Origin of the sequence: Terribacillus halophilus, from assembly GCF_900101385.1 — a bacterium.
Classification (GTDB): Bacteria; Bacillota; Bacilli; order Bacillales; family Amphibacillaceae; genus Terribacillus; species Terribacillus halophilus.
The window spans coordinates 143,913-161,138 of record NZ_FMZB01000005.1; the positions used below are offsets into that span (position 1 = coordinate 143,913).

At 42.9% G+C, this 17,226-nt stretch carries 23 protein-coding genes and 1 other annotated feature; of the genes, 15 read left to right on the plus strand and 8 right to left on the minus strand.

Translation table 11 applies throughout. The features are described from left to right. Nucleotides 1-475: 475 nt before the first annotated feature. Together BLQ53_RS10390 and BLQ53_RS18755 are read left to right on the plus strand one after the other, a co-directional pair. A complete protein-coding gene (locus BLQ53_RS10390) occupies nucleotides 476-904 on the plus strand; it encodes a DinB family protein (protein ID WP_093727244.1) in 429 nt (142 codons plus the stop codon). Between the two features lie 160 nt (nucleotides 905-1,064). Further along, nucleotides 1,065-1,301 (plus strand): VOC family protein, encoded by a 237-nt coding sequence (locus BLQ53_RS18755; protein ID WP_139180870.1) that lies wholly within the window; start codon nucleotides 1,065-1,067, stop codon nucleotides 1,299-1,301. A gap of 82 nt (nucleotides 1,302-1,383) precedes the next feature. Here the strand turns inward: BLQ53_RS18755 and BLQ53_RS10400 are convergent, their stop codons facing one another. The 3 genes from BLQ53_RS10400 to BLQ53_RS10410 are packed head-to-tail and all read right to left on the minus strand — an operon-like array spanning nucleotide 1,384 to nucleotide 3,629. Continuing rightward, the gene (locus BLQ53_RS10400; protein WP_093727246.1) at nucleotides 1,384-2,796 is read right to left on the minus strand and encodes a serine hydrolase domain-containing protein; all 1,413 of its coding nucleotides are present in this window, start codon (nucleotides 2,794-2,796) and stop codon (nucleotides 1,384-1,386) included. Nucleotides 2,797-2,799: 3 nt separating this feature from the next. After that, nucleotides 2,800-3,297: a DUF1129 domain-containing protein gene (locus BLQ53_RS10405; RefSeq protein WP_093727247.1), complete on the minus strand. Its 498-nt coding sequence runs from the start codon at nucleotides 3,295-3,297 to the stop codon at nucleotides 2,800-2,802. Then, a complete protein-coding gene (locus BLQ53_RS10410) occupies nucleotides 3,297-3,629 on the minus strand; it encodes a PadR family transcriptional regulator (protein ID WP_093727248.1) in 333 nt (110 codons plus the stop codon). The genes BLQ53_RS10405 and BLQ53_RS10410 overlap by 1 nt, the downstream gene beginning before the upstream one ends. A 136-nt stretch (nucleotides 3,630-3,765) precedes the next feature. Between BLQ53_RS10410 and BLQ53_RS10415 the strand changes: the two genes are divergently transcribed. The 5 genes from BLQ53_RS10415 (at nucleotide 3,766) to BLQ53_RS10435 (ending at nucleotide 7,664) form a co-directional block, all read left to right on the plus strand. Next, a complete protein-coding gene (locus BLQ53_RS10415; RefSeq protein ID WP_093727249.1) occupies nucleotides 3,766-4,245 on the plus strand; it encodes a GNAT family N-acetyltransferase in 480 nt (159 codons plus the stop codon). Between the two features lie 177 nt (nucleotides 4,246-4,422). Beyond that, entirely contained in the window at nucleotides 4,423-5,286 is an 864-nt protein-coding gene (locus BLQ53_RS10420; protein ID WP_093727250.1) for an SDR family oxidoreductase, read from the plus strand. Nucleotides 5,287-5,390: 104 nt separating this feature from the next. Continuing rightward, nucleotides 5,391-6,002: a DUF421 domain-containing protein gene (locus tag BLQ53_RS10425; RefSeq protein WP_093727251.1), complete on the plus strand. Its 612-nt coding sequence runs from the start codon at nucleotides 5,391-5,393 to the stop codon at nucleotides 6,000-6,002. Nucleotides 6,003-6,341: 339 nt separating this feature from the next. Continuing rightward, the gene (locus tag BLQ53_RS10430) at nucleotides 6,342-6,848 is read left to right on the plus strand and encodes a DUF3231 family protein (RefSeq protein WP_093727252.1); all 507 of its coding nucleotides are present in this window, start codon (nucleotides 6,342-6,344) and stop codon (nucleotides 6,846-6,848) included. A 177-nt stretch (nucleotides 6,849-7,025) separates the two neighbouring features. Continuing rightward, a complete protein-coding gene (locus tag BLQ53_RS10435; RefSeq protein WP_093727253.1) occupies nucleotides 7,026-7,664 on the plus strand; it encodes an FMN-dependent NADH-azoreductase in 639 nt (212 codons plus the stop codon). A 34-nt stretch (nucleotides 7,665-7,698) separates the two neighbouring features. Here BLQ53_RS10435 and BLQ53_RS10440 read toward each other — a convergent pair whose 3' ends face one another. After that, a complete protein-coding gene (locus BLQ53_RS10440; protein ID WP_093727254.1) occupies nucleotides 7,699-8,070 on the minus strand; it encodes a winged helix-turn-helix transcriptional regulator in 372 nt (123 codons plus the stop codon). Between the two features lie 120 nt (nucleotides 8,071-8,190). Here BLQ53_RS10440 and BLQ53_RS10445 point away from each other — a divergent pair, with 120 nt between their 5' ends. Next, nucleotides 8,191-9,261 (plus strand): LLM class flavin-dependent oxidoreductase, encoded by a 1,071-nt coding sequence (locus tag BLQ53_RS10445; RefSeq protein ID WP_093727255.1) that lies wholly within the window; start codon nucleotides 8,191-8,193, stop codon nucleotides 9,259-9,261. Continuing rightward, nucleotides 9,258-9,824: an NADPH-dependent FMN reductase gene (locus BLQ53_RS10450; RefSeq protein WP_093727256.1), complete on the plus strand. Its 567-nt coding sequence runs from the start codon at nucleotides 9,258-9,260 to the stop codon at nucleotides 9,822-9,824. The genes BLQ53_RS10445 and BLQ53_RS10450 overlap by 4 nt, the downstream gene beginning before the upstream one ends. Before the next feature lie 85 nt (nucleotides 9,825-9,909). On the opposite strand, the gene BLQ53_RS18950 is transcribed toward BLQ53_RS10450, so the two are convergent. Genes BLQ53_RS18950 through BLQ53_RS10460 form a run of 3 tightly spaced genes read right to left on the minus strand, consistent with a single transcriptional unit; the run spans nucleotide 9,910 to nucleotide 10,721 of the window. After that, nucleotides 9,910-10,080, minus strand: coding sequence for a hypothetical protein (locus BLQ53_RS18950; protein ID WP_170829656.1), 171 nt, complete (start codon nucleotides 10,078-10,080; stop codon nucleotides 9,910-9,912). 32 nt (nucleotides 10,081-10,112) lie between these two features. Then, nucleotides 10,113-10,319: a hypothetical protein gene (locus BLQ53_RS10455; RefSeq protein WP_093727257.1), complete on the minus strand. Its 207-nt coding sequence runs from the start codon at nucleotides 10,317-10,319 to the stop codon at nucleotides 10,113-10,115. 15 nt (nucleotides 10,320-10,334) lie between these two features. Beyond that, entirely contained in the window at nucleotides 10,335-10,721 is a 387-nt protein-coding gene (locus tag BLQ53_RS10460) for a hypothetical protein (RefSeq protein ID WP_093727258.1), read from the minus strand. A gap of 388 nt (nucleotides 10,722-11,109) precedes the next feature. On the opposite strand from BLQ53_RS10460, the gene BLQ53_RS10465 reads away from it, so the two are divergent. Together BLQ53_RS10465 and BLQ53_RS10470 are read left to right on the plus strand one after the other, a co-directional pair. Further along, the gene (locus BLQ53_RS10465) at nucleotides 11,110-11,649 is read left to right on the plus strand and encodes a TetR/AcrR family transcriptional regulator (RefSeq protein ID WP_093727259.1); all 540 of its coding nucleotides are present in this window, start codon (nucleotides 11,110-11,112) and stop codon (nucleotides 11,647-11,649) included. A gap of 56 nt (nucleotides 11,650-11,705) precedes the next feature. After that, nucleotides 11,706-12,338, plus strand: coding sequence for a DUF2306 domain-containing protein (locus tag BLQ53_RS10470; RefSeq protein ID WP_093727260.1), 633 nt, complete (start codon nucleotides 11,706-11,708; stop codon nucleotides 12,336-12,338). Here the strand turns inward: BLQ53_RS10470 and BLQ53_RS18955 are convergent. Beyond that, nucleotides 12,335-12,505, minus strand: coding sequence for a hypothetical protein (locus tag BLQ53_RS18955; RefSeq protein ID WP_170829657.1), 171 nt, complete (start codon nucleotides 12,503-12,505; stop codon nucleotides 12,335-12,337). The genes BLQ53_RS10470 and BLQ53_RS18955 overlap by 4 nt on opposite strands. Nucleotides 12,506-12,637: 132 nt before the next feature. Between BLQ53_RS18955 and BLQ53_RS10475 the strand changes: the two genes are divergently transcribed. The 4 genes from BLQ53_RS10475 to BLQ53_RS10490 all read left to right on the plus strand — a co-directional run bounded on the left by BLQ53_RS10475 (nucleotide 12,638) and on the right by BLQ53_RS10490 (nucleotide 17,063). Continuing rightward, the gene (locus BLQ53_RS10475) at nucleotides 12,638-12,829 is read left to right on the plus strand and encodes a hypothetical protein (RefSeq protein WP_093727261.1); all 192 of its coding nucleotides are present in this window, start codon (nucleotides 12,638-12,640) and stop codon (nucleotides 12,827-12,829) included. A 172-nt stretch (nucleotides 12,830-13,001) separates the two neighbouring features. Next, entirely contained in the window at nucleotides 13,002-13,823 is an 822-nt protein-coding gene (locus BLQ53_RS10480) for a 2-keto-4-pentenoate hydratase (protein ID WP_093727262.1), read from the plus strand. Between the two features lie 75 nt (nucleotides 13,824-13,898). Next, nucleotides 13,899-14,125: a binding site (T-box leader), on the plus strand. A gap of 77 nt (nucleotides 14,126-14,202) precedes the next feature. Continuing rightward, complete coding sequence (locus tag BLQ53_RS10485; protein WP_093727263.1) at nucleotides 14,203-15,549, plus strand: amino acid permease; 1,347 nt, start codon at nucleotides 14,203-14,205, stop codon at nucleotides 15,547-15,549. A 149-nt stretch (nucleotides 15,550-15,698) separates the two neighbouring features. Continuing rightward, nucleotides 15,699-17,063, plus strand: a complete 1,365-nt coding sequence (locus tag BLQ53_RS10490; RefSeq protein WP_093727264.1) for an amino acid permease — start codon at nucleotides 15,699-15,701, stop codon at nucleotides 17,061-17,063. Nucleotides 17,064-17,226 lie beyond the last annotated feature (163 nt).

Consider the following 17,226-nt stretch of genomic DNA (forward strand, 5'->3'; position numbering starts at 1 on the left):
GCTGTCGGGAAGGATCATGACAGCCTTTATTTGTTTATATACGAGTCTCCTTAAGCTATTGTTTTTTCTATTAACAAATTTCAGCCGCTAAGTGAACCGCCCAGGCGGACATGACTGCGATTCGTCGAATAAGATTGCCACTTGCTTTCGTTTCCATGATTCCATCGTCGTATCCAATTGCTGTGTTTGACGTCCTAGCACGATTTAGGCTTATCTTTAGTAATCAATCGTATTGGTCTACTGCTAGTTTCAGAATTACAGGCATTCCATCCAATGATAGCTCTCCCATATTGTTTCACCAGCGGGAATTCTAGATTTTGGGAATTGAATTCCTTTGCTGTTTCCATGTTCTTTACTTGATAGACGTGACACATAGTTTAAGATTCACCAGTTTCCTTCGATCACTCGCTTTCCAATTATTGTTTTAGTTGATAGAATATTCTATATAAAATGACAAGAATTCTGGGGGTATTTCATGTTCCAATATAGAAATGATGTCAGGAAAATTCTTATTCCGTATTTGCAGAATCTAACGCCGCAGCAATGGAATGCAGATGCTTACCATAATACGATTTCCTGGGTAATAGAGCATATGGCGCAGACAGAGGATTATTGGATATTTCAGATCGGTCTGGGGGAAGGAAGCAGAATATCGGGAGATGATCAGCATCCTTTGGAACAGTACCTTCTAATTAGAGAACAAACCGATCAAGTATTATATTCCTTGCCGGCAAAGGACTGGGACAGGCTGATTGATGTGCCTGATTTTTCAGATGGTTGGCAGCCTCCGTCCGATCCTACCATGAGCTGGCTGTTCCATCATGTTTATTCACATGAAGCGTACCATACTGGTCAGATTGGAGTAATTGCCAGTTTGAATGGATTTGATGGACCTTTATTTTAGATTAGAAAAAATACGGGGTGTGATATACATGTTCAATACCGAATTGTTCGTGCAAAAGTTAGCTCTATCCGTGGTTTTCTACCGGTGTCTGTTAGGGAAGGGATGCGCCGAGCATAACGAGAAAAGGGCTCTTTTTAAGGCCGAGGGGGGAGGTTCCTTATTGTTGACAGACGAAACCGTACTGAATGATAATCACTATTTTGCCACAATGGCTGAATCCAAGAAGGGCAAAGGTGTGGAACTGATTCTTCCAGTCGTTGACGTAGAGAGGGTATATAACAAATTTAACAGCATTTACCCTAATCATATAGAATCGGAAATCAGTGCCCGGTCATGGGGAAAACTTGATTTTCGCGTAGTCGATCCCGATGGCTATTATGTGCGGGTAACGTCATGAATGCTGCTTTTGAATAGTTTATAGAAGATGAGGAAGAGTGAAAAGCACACCGATGATAGTGTGCTATTCGTGCTTTATCGTACTAGTTTGTTGTTTTACGAAAGTAAGTCAGGAAGCAAATTATTCCGCTACACACCATCAATACGGCAAGTGACAGTGTCAGGAAAGCTATATCGGGAGCGAAAGCGGAGATGCTTCTCCATGGTGATTGTGTCAGATAGATCAAGATTGGTATGATAATGCCCCCTAGTACTACGGAAAGTGTGCCTATTATAAGTAATCTCTTCTTCCTTTTGATTTTTCTTCTTTTTATTATCAAAAAAGTAGTCCATAGAAAAAGTGCCGTCAACAACAAGCACAAAATAAGTTGAGAGGTTGGATAGTAGCTAGGGATGTTTCCAGGTTTATGGTCGTGCATAATATCAATGATACCTTGCTTAAGCAGAGGCAGGGAAGTTTCTTCGAAGATGTGATTTTTATTCGTTAAAATGATAGCTCCCCAATCTTCCTCTGGAATATAGAATAATTCAGCATGAGCATCTGGAGTGGATCCAGAGTGCCAGATAATATCTTGTCCGGAATGCAGCTTGGTATGCCGAAGTCCAAAACCGTAATAGACATCAGATTTTCTTTCATAGAGTTTTTCGGTGTATCTATTTAAAATAGAGGCACTTACATCTTCGTTGTGCCTGCCCAAGAGCAGTAAGATGAATTGTGTCATATCCTCTGCGCTTGAAGTAATCGTGCTGTATGGTGTGCCGCTATTGTCGTATGCCACCTTGCTTTTAACCGGATAACCGAACCAGGATTGGTAGCCAGAGCGATAACCTGTACGATTGGCTGCATCCTCATCAGCTGCAGTATGTGTCATTCCAAGTGGTGAAAAGATATGTTGCTGCATATAGTCAGCAAACTTTTGTTTTGTTACCTCTTCGATGATGGCTCCAAGAATCAAATAATTTGCAGCACTATATTGATGAACGGAACCTGGTTCTTGTGTAAGTGATATGCCGGACAGTCTCTGGGCAATTTTCTTTAATTCAATTTGTTCGGCGTTTCCTATATCGGAAATCTTTAATCCGTCATAGCTGCTGATGCCGCTTGTATGCGTCAGCAAATGACGTATCGTGATGTGGTTTTCTGCGCCATGTAAGTGCAGGGAAGGCAGAAAATCACTTATATGATGATCAAGAGAAAGTTGTCCCTCATCGATTAGCTTGGCGATTGCCAGACCAGTAAAGGATTTACTGATGGAACCTATTGTAAAAGGAGTTTGGGAGGTGACGCGCTGCTCATCTTCCCCTGTAACACCCCAATTATACGTATATACTGTCTCGCCTTTGCTCACGATGGAAATGGATGCACCGGGTATTTTTTCTTGTTCCAGATACCTCTCCAAATAGTCTGTCAATTCTTTGCTTGTTTCTGCTCGAACGGTGTACGGATAGAGTATGAAGCAGACAATGAGAATGACGCCAAGGCAAGTAAGCTTCATTGATTAAGACCTTTTCATTCTTCTAAAAGCGTAAAAGCTTATGAAAGATGTGATGATTGCTGCTGAGAGCAAACTAATCATGATTAGCGTGGTATTCCACCATAAATTATCTGAGATGTTGTAAAGGATATTGTAGTTGAAGTCAGTGTTTTCATATGCGGGACTGAATGATGGAGTGAGAAACATGGATAAAATGAGTTGGGATAAAAGGTACGTCATTATAAAAGATGAAAACCCCAAAAATATATGCTTCTTTGAAAAGAAGCTTTTTTGTTTGGTGGAACGGTGTGTTTGATTAATTTCTAGATATTCTTTTACGAATTCCTCGGGTGTTTCCAAGTCTTCAAAAGGATCGATGCCATGCAGTCTGGACTCCTCCATATGCTCTAATAATTGTTGTTCGATGATATGGATTTGTTCCTGTGCTGCTCTTCTATTGTGTAACGCTTGTAAGACGTTCTCCAAATACTCCTTTTCTTTCCGGTTAAGTTTTACGTCCATTACAATTCCCCCTCATTAATCGTGAGTAAAGCCTTGATATTGCTCTGCAGTTCTATCCAATCTCCGATGATTTTTTCTAAATGTTTTTCGCCGTGTTGATTGATGGTGTAGTAGATACGTGCTTTACCGCTATCGGTAATTTCACTGCTGACATCCACCCATTGCTGCTCCTTTAATTTTGTCAAGATAGGGTAAATGCTGCTGACTCCTTTCAGTTTTAAATTGTACTTCTCCAGTTCTTTCATGATTTCGTATCCATAGCTTTTTTGCTTTTTCAGAATTGACAATACACACATTTCCAGGTGACCTTTGAGCAAGCTAGTTTTGTTCATAGTATAAGGATAATTCAATTATATAATTGAATCAAGTATATAATTGAATTATTTATATAGTCGTGTATTTCCGCTTGCTTAATGGGGAGATTCAGTTTAAATTTAGTTCATTAATTGATAAAAATGGAGAAAAAACATGGAACTGATACGTTTTCAAGAAACACACACTGGTTTAATCAATACATACACGTTATCTGAAGAACAGCTGCGTTTTACCGGACACCCTGCCTACAGTGTTCCGTTATGCAGGGAGGAACCGAATCGTCATGCCGTTTTGGGGATGGATGATAACCGTCTTGTGACTTATTTCGTTTTGCATGAACAAGAGGGGGTGCATCCTTTTTCGGATAATCCTAATGCCATACTGTTACGTACTCTCTCCACGGACCACCAAAATCTGGGGAAAGGATACGGGAAAGCCGCGCTGCAGCAGCTTCCGGATTTTGTGCAGATGCAATTCCCACATGTAAATGAGATCGTGCTTGCAGTGAATGAGACTAATGAATTTGCTCGCAAGCTGTATGAGAAATGTGGCTACCAGGATACTGGCAGGCGGGTAATGGGTTCGAAAGGCATTCTGATCGTCATGAGCTATGCGCTAGAGATGAAAGGTTAAACTGATATTAAACACTTTCTCCTGGGCTGCAACTAAAGATAAAGATGGTGATATGCATATCATCATCTTTTTATTTTTAGGAACATGCCAAAGTCATTGTGTTTGACAAAAATACAACTAGTAACTATATTGATTACAAGTAGTGGCAATAATCACATGAAAATGGAGGATATGCATATGAAAATGCTAGTAACTGGCGCCACTGGTAAGCTGGGCAGCAAAGTTGTGAAGAAACTGCTGGCAACAGTTCCTGTTGAGAACATCGCAGTGAGTGTCCGCAACCCAGAAAAAGCTGAGTATCTTCGTGCCCAGGGAGTGGAGATCCGCCGAGGGGATTTCGATGAGCCTGCTTCACTGGATGAAGCTTTTGCCGGGATTGACCGACTATTGCTCATATCTGCAGATGGAGACAACGAAACAAGGATCCGTCAGCACACACAAGCAGTGGCAGCAGCTGTAAAGGCGAATGTGAGATTCATTGCCTATACAAGCCTGGTGAATGCACAAGAGAGTGATTTATTCTTGGCTCCGACGCATAAGGCAACAGAGCAAGCAATCATGGATACTGGTATTCCTTACGCATTCCTGCGCAATAACTGGTATTTTGAAAACGAAGCGGCAAGTATTCAAGGTGTGCTTGCTGGTGCACCATGGGTAACGTCTGCTGGAGACGGGAAAGTCGGCTGGGCTTTGCAGCAGGACTATGCAGAAGCAGCAGCAGCCGTACTGTCAGGAGAAGGGCATGAAAATAAAATGTATGAGCTGTCCGGACCACTCCTTAGCCAGGAGGAAATCGCCGCTGAAGTAGGAAAAGCACTTGGCAAAGATGTTCAAGTACAGCAAGTTGATGACCAAGCTTATGCAGGAATCATGAAAGAAGCAGGTGTACCTGATTTCCTTCTGCCGATGCTAGTCGATATCCAAAAAGGAATCCGCGATGGTGCCCTTGAAGTAGCGAGCGATGATTTTGAAAGATTGCTCGGCAGACCAGTGACGCCGCTACGAGAAGAAATCAATCAATTGAAAACTGTTTATGGATAAGTGTGACCAGCCTACAAGTGCTGGTTTTTTTGATTTCAAGCATACATGTTTTAAGTTTGAAGGGAGATGTTAAAAGAAACAAAGGTTGTGGAGGTTATTTAGAATTGGATTGGAACGTTATTTGGAAATCTGTCCTTATTATTATCGTTGGTATATTGCTGATCAGGTTTTCGGGGAGAAGGTCCATTTCTCAGATGACCATTTCCCAAACCGTCATCATGATATCGATTGGTACATTACTGATCCAGCCAGTCAGCGGGAAAAATCTTTGGGGGACATTTGGGATTGCTGCAATTTTAATTATTACATTGCAGCTCATTGAATATATCCAATTAAAATGGGATAAGGCAGAATCTTTTTTTACTGGAAGAGCAAAAGTCATTATTGAAAATGGGCAATTAGACGTACAAACGCTTAAAAAATTGAAGTTATCCGTGGATAAGCTGGAAATGCGTCTCCGACAGCAAGGGATTTCTACCATTCAAGATGTCAAGTGGGCCACTGTTGAGCCTAGCGGTCAGCTGGGTTATCTTTTGAAAGACAATAGACAACCAGCAACCAAGGGAGAAGTAGCCGAACTAAAAGAGATGATCGAAGGAATCTTAAAAATAAATCAAAGCGATCCCAACCCTCTGCCGGCACAATCAACAGAATCCAATCTGTTTTCAGAAATTAAGGGCAAACATCAGCCTGAACATTCTCAACAGCTGGACTGATGTTTTAAGAGGGGCATGTTTAAGCGAGCACATTTTATTAATGGAAAGCATGTCTGAGTCTGTTAGCTTCGTTACCGGAAAACAATCCTAACCATCCAGCAATCGTAATTTGACCTGTGCCTCCTTGCACCCAAAGCGTTGCCAGAGAAAATCCAAAATAAAAAGTGCAATCAGGGCAGTACCTATAATGAACAGAGGTATATCCATTGTCGTCACCTCCTTTCTTTTTACCTGATGACAGATGCTGTTAAACATCTACATAAACTCAGTCAAATTGGTAATTCTAACAGTGTGCAAGGGAAAGGCGGCACGAGTATGAACTTGTTTAGGAGGATGACGATGGGAATATTGAGCGGAAACCCGCAGGATGAGCCGTTGCATTATGGCGAGGTATATGGTTTATGGACGTTTGTTCTGACAGGCAATAAGATGATTGCGGATCATCAGATGCTATTGAATCACGTTGGTGATGATGATTTGAAGAAATTGATTGGGGAAGCAATCGATGGTGCACAAGCAGAAGTCAAGCAGATTTCTGAAATACTGAGGGCAAATGGCGTTGCGTTACCTCCGGCGGCACCGGAGCCGCCGAAAGTGGAACTTGAATCGATCCCGGTCGGCGCACGCTTCATTGACCCGGATGTGGCAGCTACTGCATCGGCCGCTATAGCTGCCGGACTTGTCAGCTGCAGTACGATGATGGGGCAGTCCATCAGGGAAGATGTAGGGATGATGTTCGGGCAGTTCCATACAAATAAAGCAATGCTTGGTGCAAAATTCCTGAAGCTATTGAAGGAAAAGGGCTGGTTGATCCCGCCGCCACTGCATCAGGATAAAAAGGACTAAAGCGAAAGCAGCCAGAATCGGCTGCTTTTTTTGCTGTCATTCCCAATAGTATCATAAAAGATACTATGCCACTTTTAAGTGCGTACTTGCTGCTTTATATAAAAAAAATAATAATAGAGGTTAGGGGATTTAGGGGGAATACGAATCCTGAATGGGGAATAACGGAGGTTTTACAGAATGAACGTATTAGTAGTCAAAGCAAATAACCGCCCGGCTTCCGAGGCGATTTCCAGTAAAATGTATGAAACTTTCATGCAGGAAATTGAAGGTGCAGAAAATCTTTCTGTCACTACTTATGATGTATTCGCAGAGGATACACCATATTTCGGCCAAGAGTTGTTCGATGCTTTCGGTAAAGTACAAAGCGGTGCGGAATTGAACGATACAGAGCAGCGTCTATTGGCAGCTAAACAAAAAGCGATGGATCTTCTAACTGCAACGGATGTTGTTGTATTTGCGTTCCCACTTTGGAACTTGACGATTCCTGCTAAATTGCAGACATTCATCGATTACGTTTATGCTGCTGGTTTCGCATTCAAATATGATGCAGAAGGCAACATGATCCAATTGATGACTGATAAGAAAGCAATCTTCCTGAATGCACGCGGAGGCGTATACTCTGCACCTGAAGCTGCACCGATGGATATGTCCCTGAACTACATGCGTAATGTATTCGGCGGTATCTTCGGAATGGAAATCATTGACGAAGTGATCATCGAAGGACATAACGCTTCTCCGAGCGAAGCAGCTTCTATTGTTGAAGCTGGTCTTGCACAAGTGAAAGAAGCAGCAGCACGTTTGAAAAACCAAGCATAATGAAAAAAGATGAACTGGCGACAGTTCATCTTTTTTATTTTGCTTCTGCTTGATCATCATTCTGCTTTGATTGTTTATGAATCGTATGCTTGGCTCCCCATTCATGCATCGCATGCAGAATCGGTTCGAGGCTTCGTCCGTAGTCTGTGATGGAATATTCGACTTTTGGAGGAACTTGCGCGTAGACCTTGCGTTCGATGATATCTTCTTCTTCCAATTCACGCAGCTGGTTTGTCAGCATCTTCTGGGTGATACCGGGCAAACTACGTTTCAATTCGTTAAAGCGCTGCGTGCCATTTTTAAGCAGATGCAGCAGGATGACTGGTTTCCACTTCCCAACGAGGATTCCAAGCGCATCTGTCACCTTACACATTTCTGGTTCAATTTCTGCAGGTAAATCTTTCATTATCATATCCCCCAATCCACAGTATCTTTTTCTATACTATACCACTTTCAAGTGCGTACTTTCCAACAAGTGAGCTTTGGTGGATAATGGTTTTACGATAATGAATAGGGAGATAAGGTTATGGAAAAATATCGCATCGATCCAAGTAAAGGTATGGAATTCGGAATATATACATTGGGGGACCATTTGGCAGATCCGCGAACTGGGGAACGTATTTCTGCCAAGGATAGAATCCAGCAAATCGTACGTCTGGCACAGCTGGCAGATCAGGCGGGAATAGATTTCTTCAGCGTAGGTGAGAGCCATCAGCCTTATTTTGCATCTCAGGCTCATGCCATCATATTGGCAGCGATTGCGCAGGCAACAAAAAAAATCAAAATCGGGAGTTCTTCAACTATCATCAGTACTTCGGATCCTGTTCGGGTGTATGAAAATTTTGCAACGATTGATTTAATATCGAACGGACGGGCGGAGTTGATTGCAGGCCGTGCATCCCGGGTCGGGCTGTTTGAACTGTTAGGCTATGACCTGCATGATTATGAGGCTCTATTTGAAGAAAAGTTCGATTTGCTTCTTCAAATAAACGAGGAAGAAATCGTAAATTGGAGTGGTGAATTCCGTAGACCCCTGCGAAACGCAGAGGTACTGCCGCGACCAGTCAACGGCTCTCTGCCAATTTGGCGCGCTGTTGGAGGAACGCCAGCCAGTGCCATAAAAGCAGGCTATGCCGGAGTCCCGATGACAGTGGCGATGCTTGGCGGACCAGCTAGCGTATTCAAGCAAACAATCGATGCCTACCGGGAAGCATTGACAGCGCGTGGATTTGATTCAGCCCAGCTGCCGGTGGCAACGACAGGATTCTTCTATGCTGCCGAAACGACACAGGAAGCACTGCGCGATTATTATCCGCACATCAATGAAGGTATGAAAAAGACAAATGGACAAGGATTCCCAAAACAGCTATTCGCCCAAGGAGCAGATCATCGCAGTATCATCAATGTCGGCAGCCCGCAGCAGATCATCGAGAAAATACTATATCAGCATGAGCAATTTGGGCATCAGCGTTACTTGGCTCAGCTTGATTTCGGCGGAGTACCTTTTGAGAAGATGGAGCGTAATATCGAATTTATCGGTTCGGAAATTCTTCCGGCAATCAAGAAATATACGAAACAGGGAGGTGCATCGGAATGAAAATTGTAGGCATTTCAGGCTCAATTGTCGGGTCAAAGACGAAAACGGCATTGTCTTTGCTGTGGGAGGAAATGGTCAAGGCCTATCCGGATGCGGAACATGTTTTATTGGATTTGGCTGAATATGAGGTTCAGTTCAGTGATGGGAGAAACTACTTGGATTATCCAGGTGACACAGGATATGTGACCGAGCAGATCATGCAAGCGGACATCCTATTTATCGGTACGCCGATTTTCCAAGCATCCATCCCGGGCACACTGAAAAATGTCTTCGATCTCCTGCCGACACAAGCATTACGTGATAAGGTTGCAGGCATTATTGTCACTGCTGGATCAGCAAAGCATTTCCTTGTAGCAGAGCAGCAGCTGAAACCGATTCTTTCCTATATGAAAGCACATCTTGTACCGACTTATGTATTTGTGGAAGAAAAAGATTTTATGAATGGAAAAATCATCAATGATGATGTTCATTTAAGATTGCAACGCTTAATAGAAGATGCTTTTGACTTAGCTGAAGCCCAAGCTGGCATTCGAGCCAAAAAAGAAGCAGCGTATGATTTCTAATAAGAAGAGATAAACACTTCCGAAATGATAAAACCGTATGAAATTTGATTGAAGGATCTTAATTTCATACGGTTTTTTTAATGGATCATCTACTAGCAGCTTCGGCGTATACATCGATGACTGTGCCGTCTTCATATACACGGAAAATGTCAACAGAGCCGGTTCCCCCATTTTCCATAGCGGAGCGGGATTTTATAGTTACATAATAGTAAGTGCCGTATTCGTCTTGTTCCGCATCCCCGCCCGTAGAACCCAAAAGGAAATCATCATCGTAGTAATCTTACCAGATTAAATAGCTTCATCGGCACTTTCGACGAGCTTGGTATCCATTGTTTCCTGTGAGGCATTTCTTGCACGTTGATCGATAATTGTACCGTCTTCATAAACAAGGTAAGTATCTGCCGTGCCAAATCCACCGTTCTCCACCCATGATGTTACTTTTTTGACTAGCGTATAGTAAGCGCCATATCCATCTATCTCGCGATTTCCACTCATCGGATCAACGATGAGTCAGCTGTCATCCGTGGTGTCGAATCGTTGCTTAAGCAGGGCAACAGCTTCTTCAGAGTTGCTGACAATCTTGGTGTTATCTTGGCTGGTTTTTGTTTCAGTTGTTTCAATTTGACTACTGGTATCGGGCTGACTGGGTATATCTGTGTCAGCATCACTTTGCTGCGTTTCAGGTACTGTTTTAGCGGTTGTCTCTGTTTCAGATACTGTCTTCTTCCCTGCTTCTGTGGACGAAGGGGCATCTTTATGATTTGTTTGAATTTCTTTGGTATGTACTTTCGTTTCGTATGTATGCGCCTGTTCTGCCTCATCTGCATTACTGCAGCCAGCTGCCATTAGCAGAAGTAATAGGGGCAGTACCAAAAAGCCTTTTTTTGGTTTATTCAATCTTAGATCATTCCAATTGGTTATTGTTGATCACTCATTGCGCTTCTTTAACGAGAAGGCTGAACAGGGGAAGGGGGAGAAAAAAAGCTGCACATAAGGTGTGAGAGAAATTTCCAGTAAATAATGGACGCACCGCCGGGATCACCTTTCTTGAAAGTATGCATGGATATACTTTTCACTTTTAGGAACACACAGCATCTTCCTTCCGGTATAAACTTGTTTTACTAATATTGTAAGGGGTTTAATGACTGGTTTACAGGGGGAGAATTTGTAGCTCCATGATGAAATGTGTCGAAGTATAGGGAATAGTTTTAGAAAACACTGGTAGACAAAAAAGGAATATACTGCCTATAATTTAATTGACCACTGGTCAAATAAGGAGATTGAAATGGCTGACTTAACAAAAGAGAAAATTATACAGCAGGCCAGGATGCTATTCATCGAACTAGGATATGAAAAGGTATCCATGCGGGGTATTGCCAAGGATTTAGGATGCAGCCATGGTGCATTATATTATCACTTCAAAAATAAAACTGCTCTTTTCTCTAGAGTGCTGGACTTTTATTTTCAAGAACTGAATAGTATTATCGATACAATCATGGAGCAAACAGAAAACGATAGAGTACAGGAATTATTCTTGGGATTCATCCGGTTCGGACTCGACCATCCGCATCAATATGAGCTGATGTTTATGCTGAAAAGTGAAGAAATGGATAGCTTGATGCAGCGAGCGGCAACAGAAAGCTTTGAACGATTTGAAGCTGCTGTGAAAGAAGCGGGCAACATTAATCCGCAGAATGGAGAAATTTACTCGATCTTTCTTGCGCTTCATGGGTTTGTATCTCTCCATCTACATCGAGCTGAGAATTTTGAGGCTGTAGCGAAAGCAGCTAAAAGATATGTCACTTTTTTAAGAAAGACCATTTGAATGGTCTTTTAATACAAATTAATTGACCACTGGTCAAAAAAAGAGGGGCAAATCAGATGATTATGAAAAGAGTTCGAATGGGGATTGTGATGCTGCTGGCTATCGGGGTAGCAGGTTATGCAATTGTTCAATATGGTGTCATCGGATTGGATAAGGCTGGGTTCATTATGCAGAAAGTAAACATTGGAGATGTTTTATCGAGTATGTGGAAGTGGATGCTTGGTGTCCACATTATCACCAGTATTTTCGCACTCGTCCTTGGCCCTTTTTTGCTTATGGAAAAAATCAGACAGAAGAATAAAGTGCTCCACAAGCGCTTGGGCTATATCTACACGGCTGGAGTAATCGGAGGAGGATTGTCTGGTCTGTATCTGGCTTATTATGCCACCGGAGGAGTGATTGCGCAAACGGGATTTGGGTTGCTTGCCATCCTATGGCTTACTACGGTATTTCTTGCCGTCAAGGCTGCTGTCCAACGGAAAATAGCCCAACATCGGCGCTGGACGATGATCAATTACAGCCTGACATTCGCAGCTGTGACCTTGCGGATGTGGCTGGGGATATTCATGCTTGTTTTTGGTGTTTCCCTTTACGAAGTCTATTATGCGTATATCGCTTGGATATGCTGGGTTCCGAACTTACTCTTTATCGCTTTCTATCTGAAACGCAATACCAATTATGTGTACTAATCCTTTGATTTCGATTTTTTACCGGGTACTAAATAAGCGCCTGTTCCAAGGAGGAGAGCGCCAACCAAAGCAATACTGACTCCGATGAACGTATTTGCCAGGGACAGGAAAATACCGCCGATTAAGATGAAGATTCCAACAAGATGCAAGAATATATACGTTTCCATCATAATCTCCTTTATAGCAAAGTTTTCCTGCCTCAAGCGTACAAAATAGTGTGACAATTAGCAAATAAGCGTTTAATTTATCCAGCCAAGGGAAATGCATGTAGGAGATGAATTTAGAAGGAGGCACTATTCGTGCAGGGAAAGTTTGATGTAGAGTTTACGTTTATTGGCGGAGAGAAATACACATTCACTGACTATCAGTCAGGGTCCTATGTCCATGTAGTGAATGAAATAAAAGCCAGCGAGAACGGCTGGTTCGGTGTAGCTGGTGAAGTGGTGAATCTGGCAAACGTGACATCTGCGAAAGTGATCGAGAAAAATTAATGAAATAGTAAAAGGGCACCTATCAAACTGATGGGTGTCCTTCTTTTCTTACATGGGCAAGAAGCCTTTGCTTATCATAATTTTTATACTAAACGGAATTTCCCTGGAAATAAACATGGCGATATACTATAATCATATAAATCAGATAATTCAAATAAAAGGAGAAGCAAACATGACGGAACAGACCAAACAGACCAAACAGACCAAACAGACCAAACAGGTCAGTAATGAAGCGTTGGCCACGCAACTGCTTGCCGTGCATGAAAGCAGGAATCCGATAGATTTTATCAGTCAGCGGTATGAGCTCACCGCAAAGCAAGCTTATGAAGTGCAAGAGGTTTATGCTGACGCAAGGGCAAAACAGACTGGCAAAGAAAAAAAGGGACACAAAATCAGTATGACCAGCCCAGCCACGCAGGCGCTATTCGGAGCGAAGGAGCCCGCTTATGGCACCTTATTCGAAGATACAATCCATACAGGTGATACAGAACTAGAGCTTGCTTCCATGATGTCACCTTTACTCGAACCGGAGATCGTTTTTGTCCTGAAAGAGGATTTGAGTGTCGGGGCAGAAGAGGGGGAAATTTTGGAGAAGAGTGTTTTGTCTGCAGGCATAGAGGTGCCTGACTCCCGCTTCGCAGATTGGTTCCCAAAGTTTCAGCTGATGGATCTGATTTGTGATAATGGTGTAACAGGAAAAGTGGTTGTTTCCGATAAAGGAAGAGACGACTTGACACTAGCGGAAGTGGAGCAAATCAAACTGACGCTGGTGCATGACGGCAAGGAAGTTGGTACAGGGTTTGCTACGGAAGTAATGGGAAATCCGGTCACATCGGTTGCTTGGCTGACACGGAAATTAGCTGATGAGAATAAATACCTGAAAAAGGGTATGATAATCAGCTCTGGGACATTCCTTTCGCCCATTCCATTAGGAAAAGGGATATTTGAAGCCGATTTCAGTCAGTTGGGGAAAGTGAAGCTTCAAGTATTTTAATTTGTAAGAAATGTTGACAAACTATTCGGCTGCGCTTATAGTTAGGATTAATTCGAAATTGATCGAAATATTTTAACAAAAGCAACGAACGGGAGTAGTAGAAATACTGGCATGGCCATAGAGAGCTGCGGGTTGGTGAAACGCAGACCATGCTCTTTTTCGAACTCACCCTGGAGCAGCAGAACTGATAGATATTTTCTTTAGGTTTTGACGAGTGACCTTCGTTACAAGGTGAAGAGCGGGTTTTTAGTAAACCAATAAGAGTGGTACCGCGGAAAGCAAAAAAGCCTTCCGTCTCTTTTCCATCCTAGGGTGGAGAATGAGACGGAAGGCTTTTTTCTTTTGGGAAATGCTAGAGAACAAACAGGAGGTAACAATCATGAAGAAAGAGCAACATGGATTAAAACGCACCATGACAGCGCGCCATATCATGATGATGGCATTGGGCGGTGCAATCGGCGCCGGTTTATTCAAAGGATCGAGCTCGGCTGTCGATCTGGCTGGGCCTGCCGTCATTTTCGCATACCTGATCGGAGGCATCATCCTTTTATTCGTCATGCAAGGTCTTGCTGAGATGGCAGTCCAGAATAAGGAAGCAAGGACATTCCGTGATTTGGTCCAGGCAAGCATCGGAAAGTTTCCGGCATTCTTCCTTGATTGGATTTACTGGAAGATGTGGGTGTTGAATATTGCTGCAGAAGCTGTCGTGGCGGCTATCTTCTTGCAATATTGGCTTCCTGATTATCCGGTATGGCTGCTGACGCTGATTGTTGCAGTACTTGTTACAGCAGTCAATTTATTCTCGGTAAAAGCGTTCGCTGAGACGGAATACTGGTTGGCGTTGATCAAGATAAGTGTCATCATTCTATTCATTCTGGCTGGTATCGTCCTGCTGTTACTCTCATTTGGTGACCACACAGCTCCTGGATTCGATAATTTGACAGCACATGGCGGCTTTTTCCCGAATGGTGCTGGGGGATTGGTCACAGCTATGCTAGTTGTCATCTATTCCTACGGAGGAACAGAAATCATCGGCGTGACGTTGGCTGAGACAAAAAATCCGGAAAAAGTCGTGCCAAAAGCAGTGCGCAGCACGCTGACTAGAATCATCGCTTTCTATCTGTTTCCGTTTTTCATCATTGTAAGTCTCATTCCGTGGAATGAAGTGAACAGTTCGGCAGTGAGTCCTTTCGTGCTGGTCTTCCAGCTTATCGGAATCCCGGGTGCCGATCATGTCATGAATGCTGTCATTTTACTCGCAATCATCTCATCCATGAATTCAGGACTTTATGGCTCATCACGAGTTCTTTATACACAGGCAATGGATGGGAGAATATCGAAACGGTTCGCTTGGCTGTCAAAACGGCAGGTACCGGTCGTGGCAATTCTTGTCTGTACATCATTTTTATATGTCGGAGTGCTGATTTCGCTATTCATAGGAAGTAAGACATTTGATTATTTGATGGGATCGCTTGGCTACACGGTTCTGTTCATCTGGCTGATCATTGCTTTTGCCCACCTAAAGTCGCGAAAAGTACAGCCTGATAAAACAACATATCATGTCAAAGCATTTCCGGTAACGACGTGGCTGGCAATTATAGCATTACTGCTTATCTTGATAGGAGTGCTATGGACTACTTCACTTGTCATTACTTCTGTAACGCTAGTTATCTACCTGGTGATCATCGGAGCATACTTTATAAAGAAGCAAAAAAATAGGCTATAATCCTTCCATGTAACGTTTAAGTTTTAGAAAAATATGATTATTGCACCCTTCTACCTGTTCGGATACTATATACTAGTATACTTATTTTGAGTCAAGGCTTTACTATACATGTTTGCATGCTCGAAATGAAGGAAGAGGGGAGCATACATATGGCTGAAGAAAAGTTAGCCAGAGGATTGAAAAACAGGCACGTCCAATTGATTGCGATTGGCGGAGCTATCGGTACGGGATTATTCCTTGGTGCCGGCAAATCAATCCATTTAACTGGACCATCCATTCTATTTGCGTATTTAATCACTGGTATTTTCTGTTTTCTTATTATGCGAGCGTTGGGAGAAATCTTGCTGAGCAACCTCGGTTACGGATCTTTTGTGGATTTTGTCGGCGATTACTTCGGTGATCGGGCCGCCTTTGTCACGGGCTGGACGTATTGGTTCTGCTGGATCTCCATTGCCATGGCCGATTTGACGGCAGTCGGGATTTACACGCAATTTTGGTTCCCGGATGTACCGCAATGGATGCCTGGACTCGTTGCACTTGTCATCCTGCTGATAATGAATCTAGCTACTGTAAAACTATTCGGTGAAATGGAATTTTGGTTTGCTTTGATCAAGATCATCGCTATTTTGGCTTTGATTGTGGTTGGCGTCTTCATGATCATCCGCGGATTCTCAACGGATGCTGGTCCATCCAGTTTCGCAAACCTTTGGAATCACGATGGTTTCTTCCCGAACGGAATCCATGGTTTTATTTTATCATTCCAGATGGTTGTGTTTGCTTTCGTCGGGATTGAGCTGGTCGGTCTGACAGCCGGGGAAACGGAAAATCCGGAAAAAGTCATTCCGAAAGCAATCAACAATATCCCAATTCGGATTCTTGTATTCTACATTGGTGCGCTTATCGTTATCATGAGTATCTATCCATGGGATGCAATCAATCCGGCCGAAAGTCCATTCGTCCAAGTTTTCACAGCAGTCGGCATCGTAGCTGCTGCGGGAATCGTCAATTTTGTCGTATTGACATCAGCTGCATCAGCTTGTAACAGTGCGGTCTTCAGTACAAGCCGAATGGTTTATTCCTTGGCTAAGGAGGATCACGCACCGCAGCCTTTCAAAAAGCTGAATTTCCGCAAAGTACCGAGGAACGCATTGTTCTTCTCCATCATCGTCATCCTGATTGCGGTCATTCTCAACTATGTGATGCCTGAAGGTGTCTTCACCTTGATTACGAGCATCTCGACAGTCTGCTTTATTTTCATCTGGGGAATTACGGTACTAGCCCACTTGAAATATCGCAAGATGCGTCCGGAGCTCGCAAAAAACAGTAAGTTCAAAATGCCGTTTGCACCAATCTCGAATTATATGATTTTGGCATTCCTGGCATTTGTCATTGTTGTGTTAGCATTGGCTGAAGATACTCGTGTATCCTTGTTTGTTACACCTGTCTGGTTCATCATCTTGCTGATCGTATATCAGGTACGAGTGAAAACGAAAGATAGTAAGAACAGTAATTGATTGGAGAAGCCCTCTTTTGGAGGGCTTTTTTTATGGGAAAAATATGGCCATGAATGCTTTGTTGGTTTGATATGGAGAGATCATATTCAAGCCGACTAGGCAGAAGGAAATATATACGTAGCATACATATGAATTTAAGCGCTTGCATTTTTGCAAGTTCAAG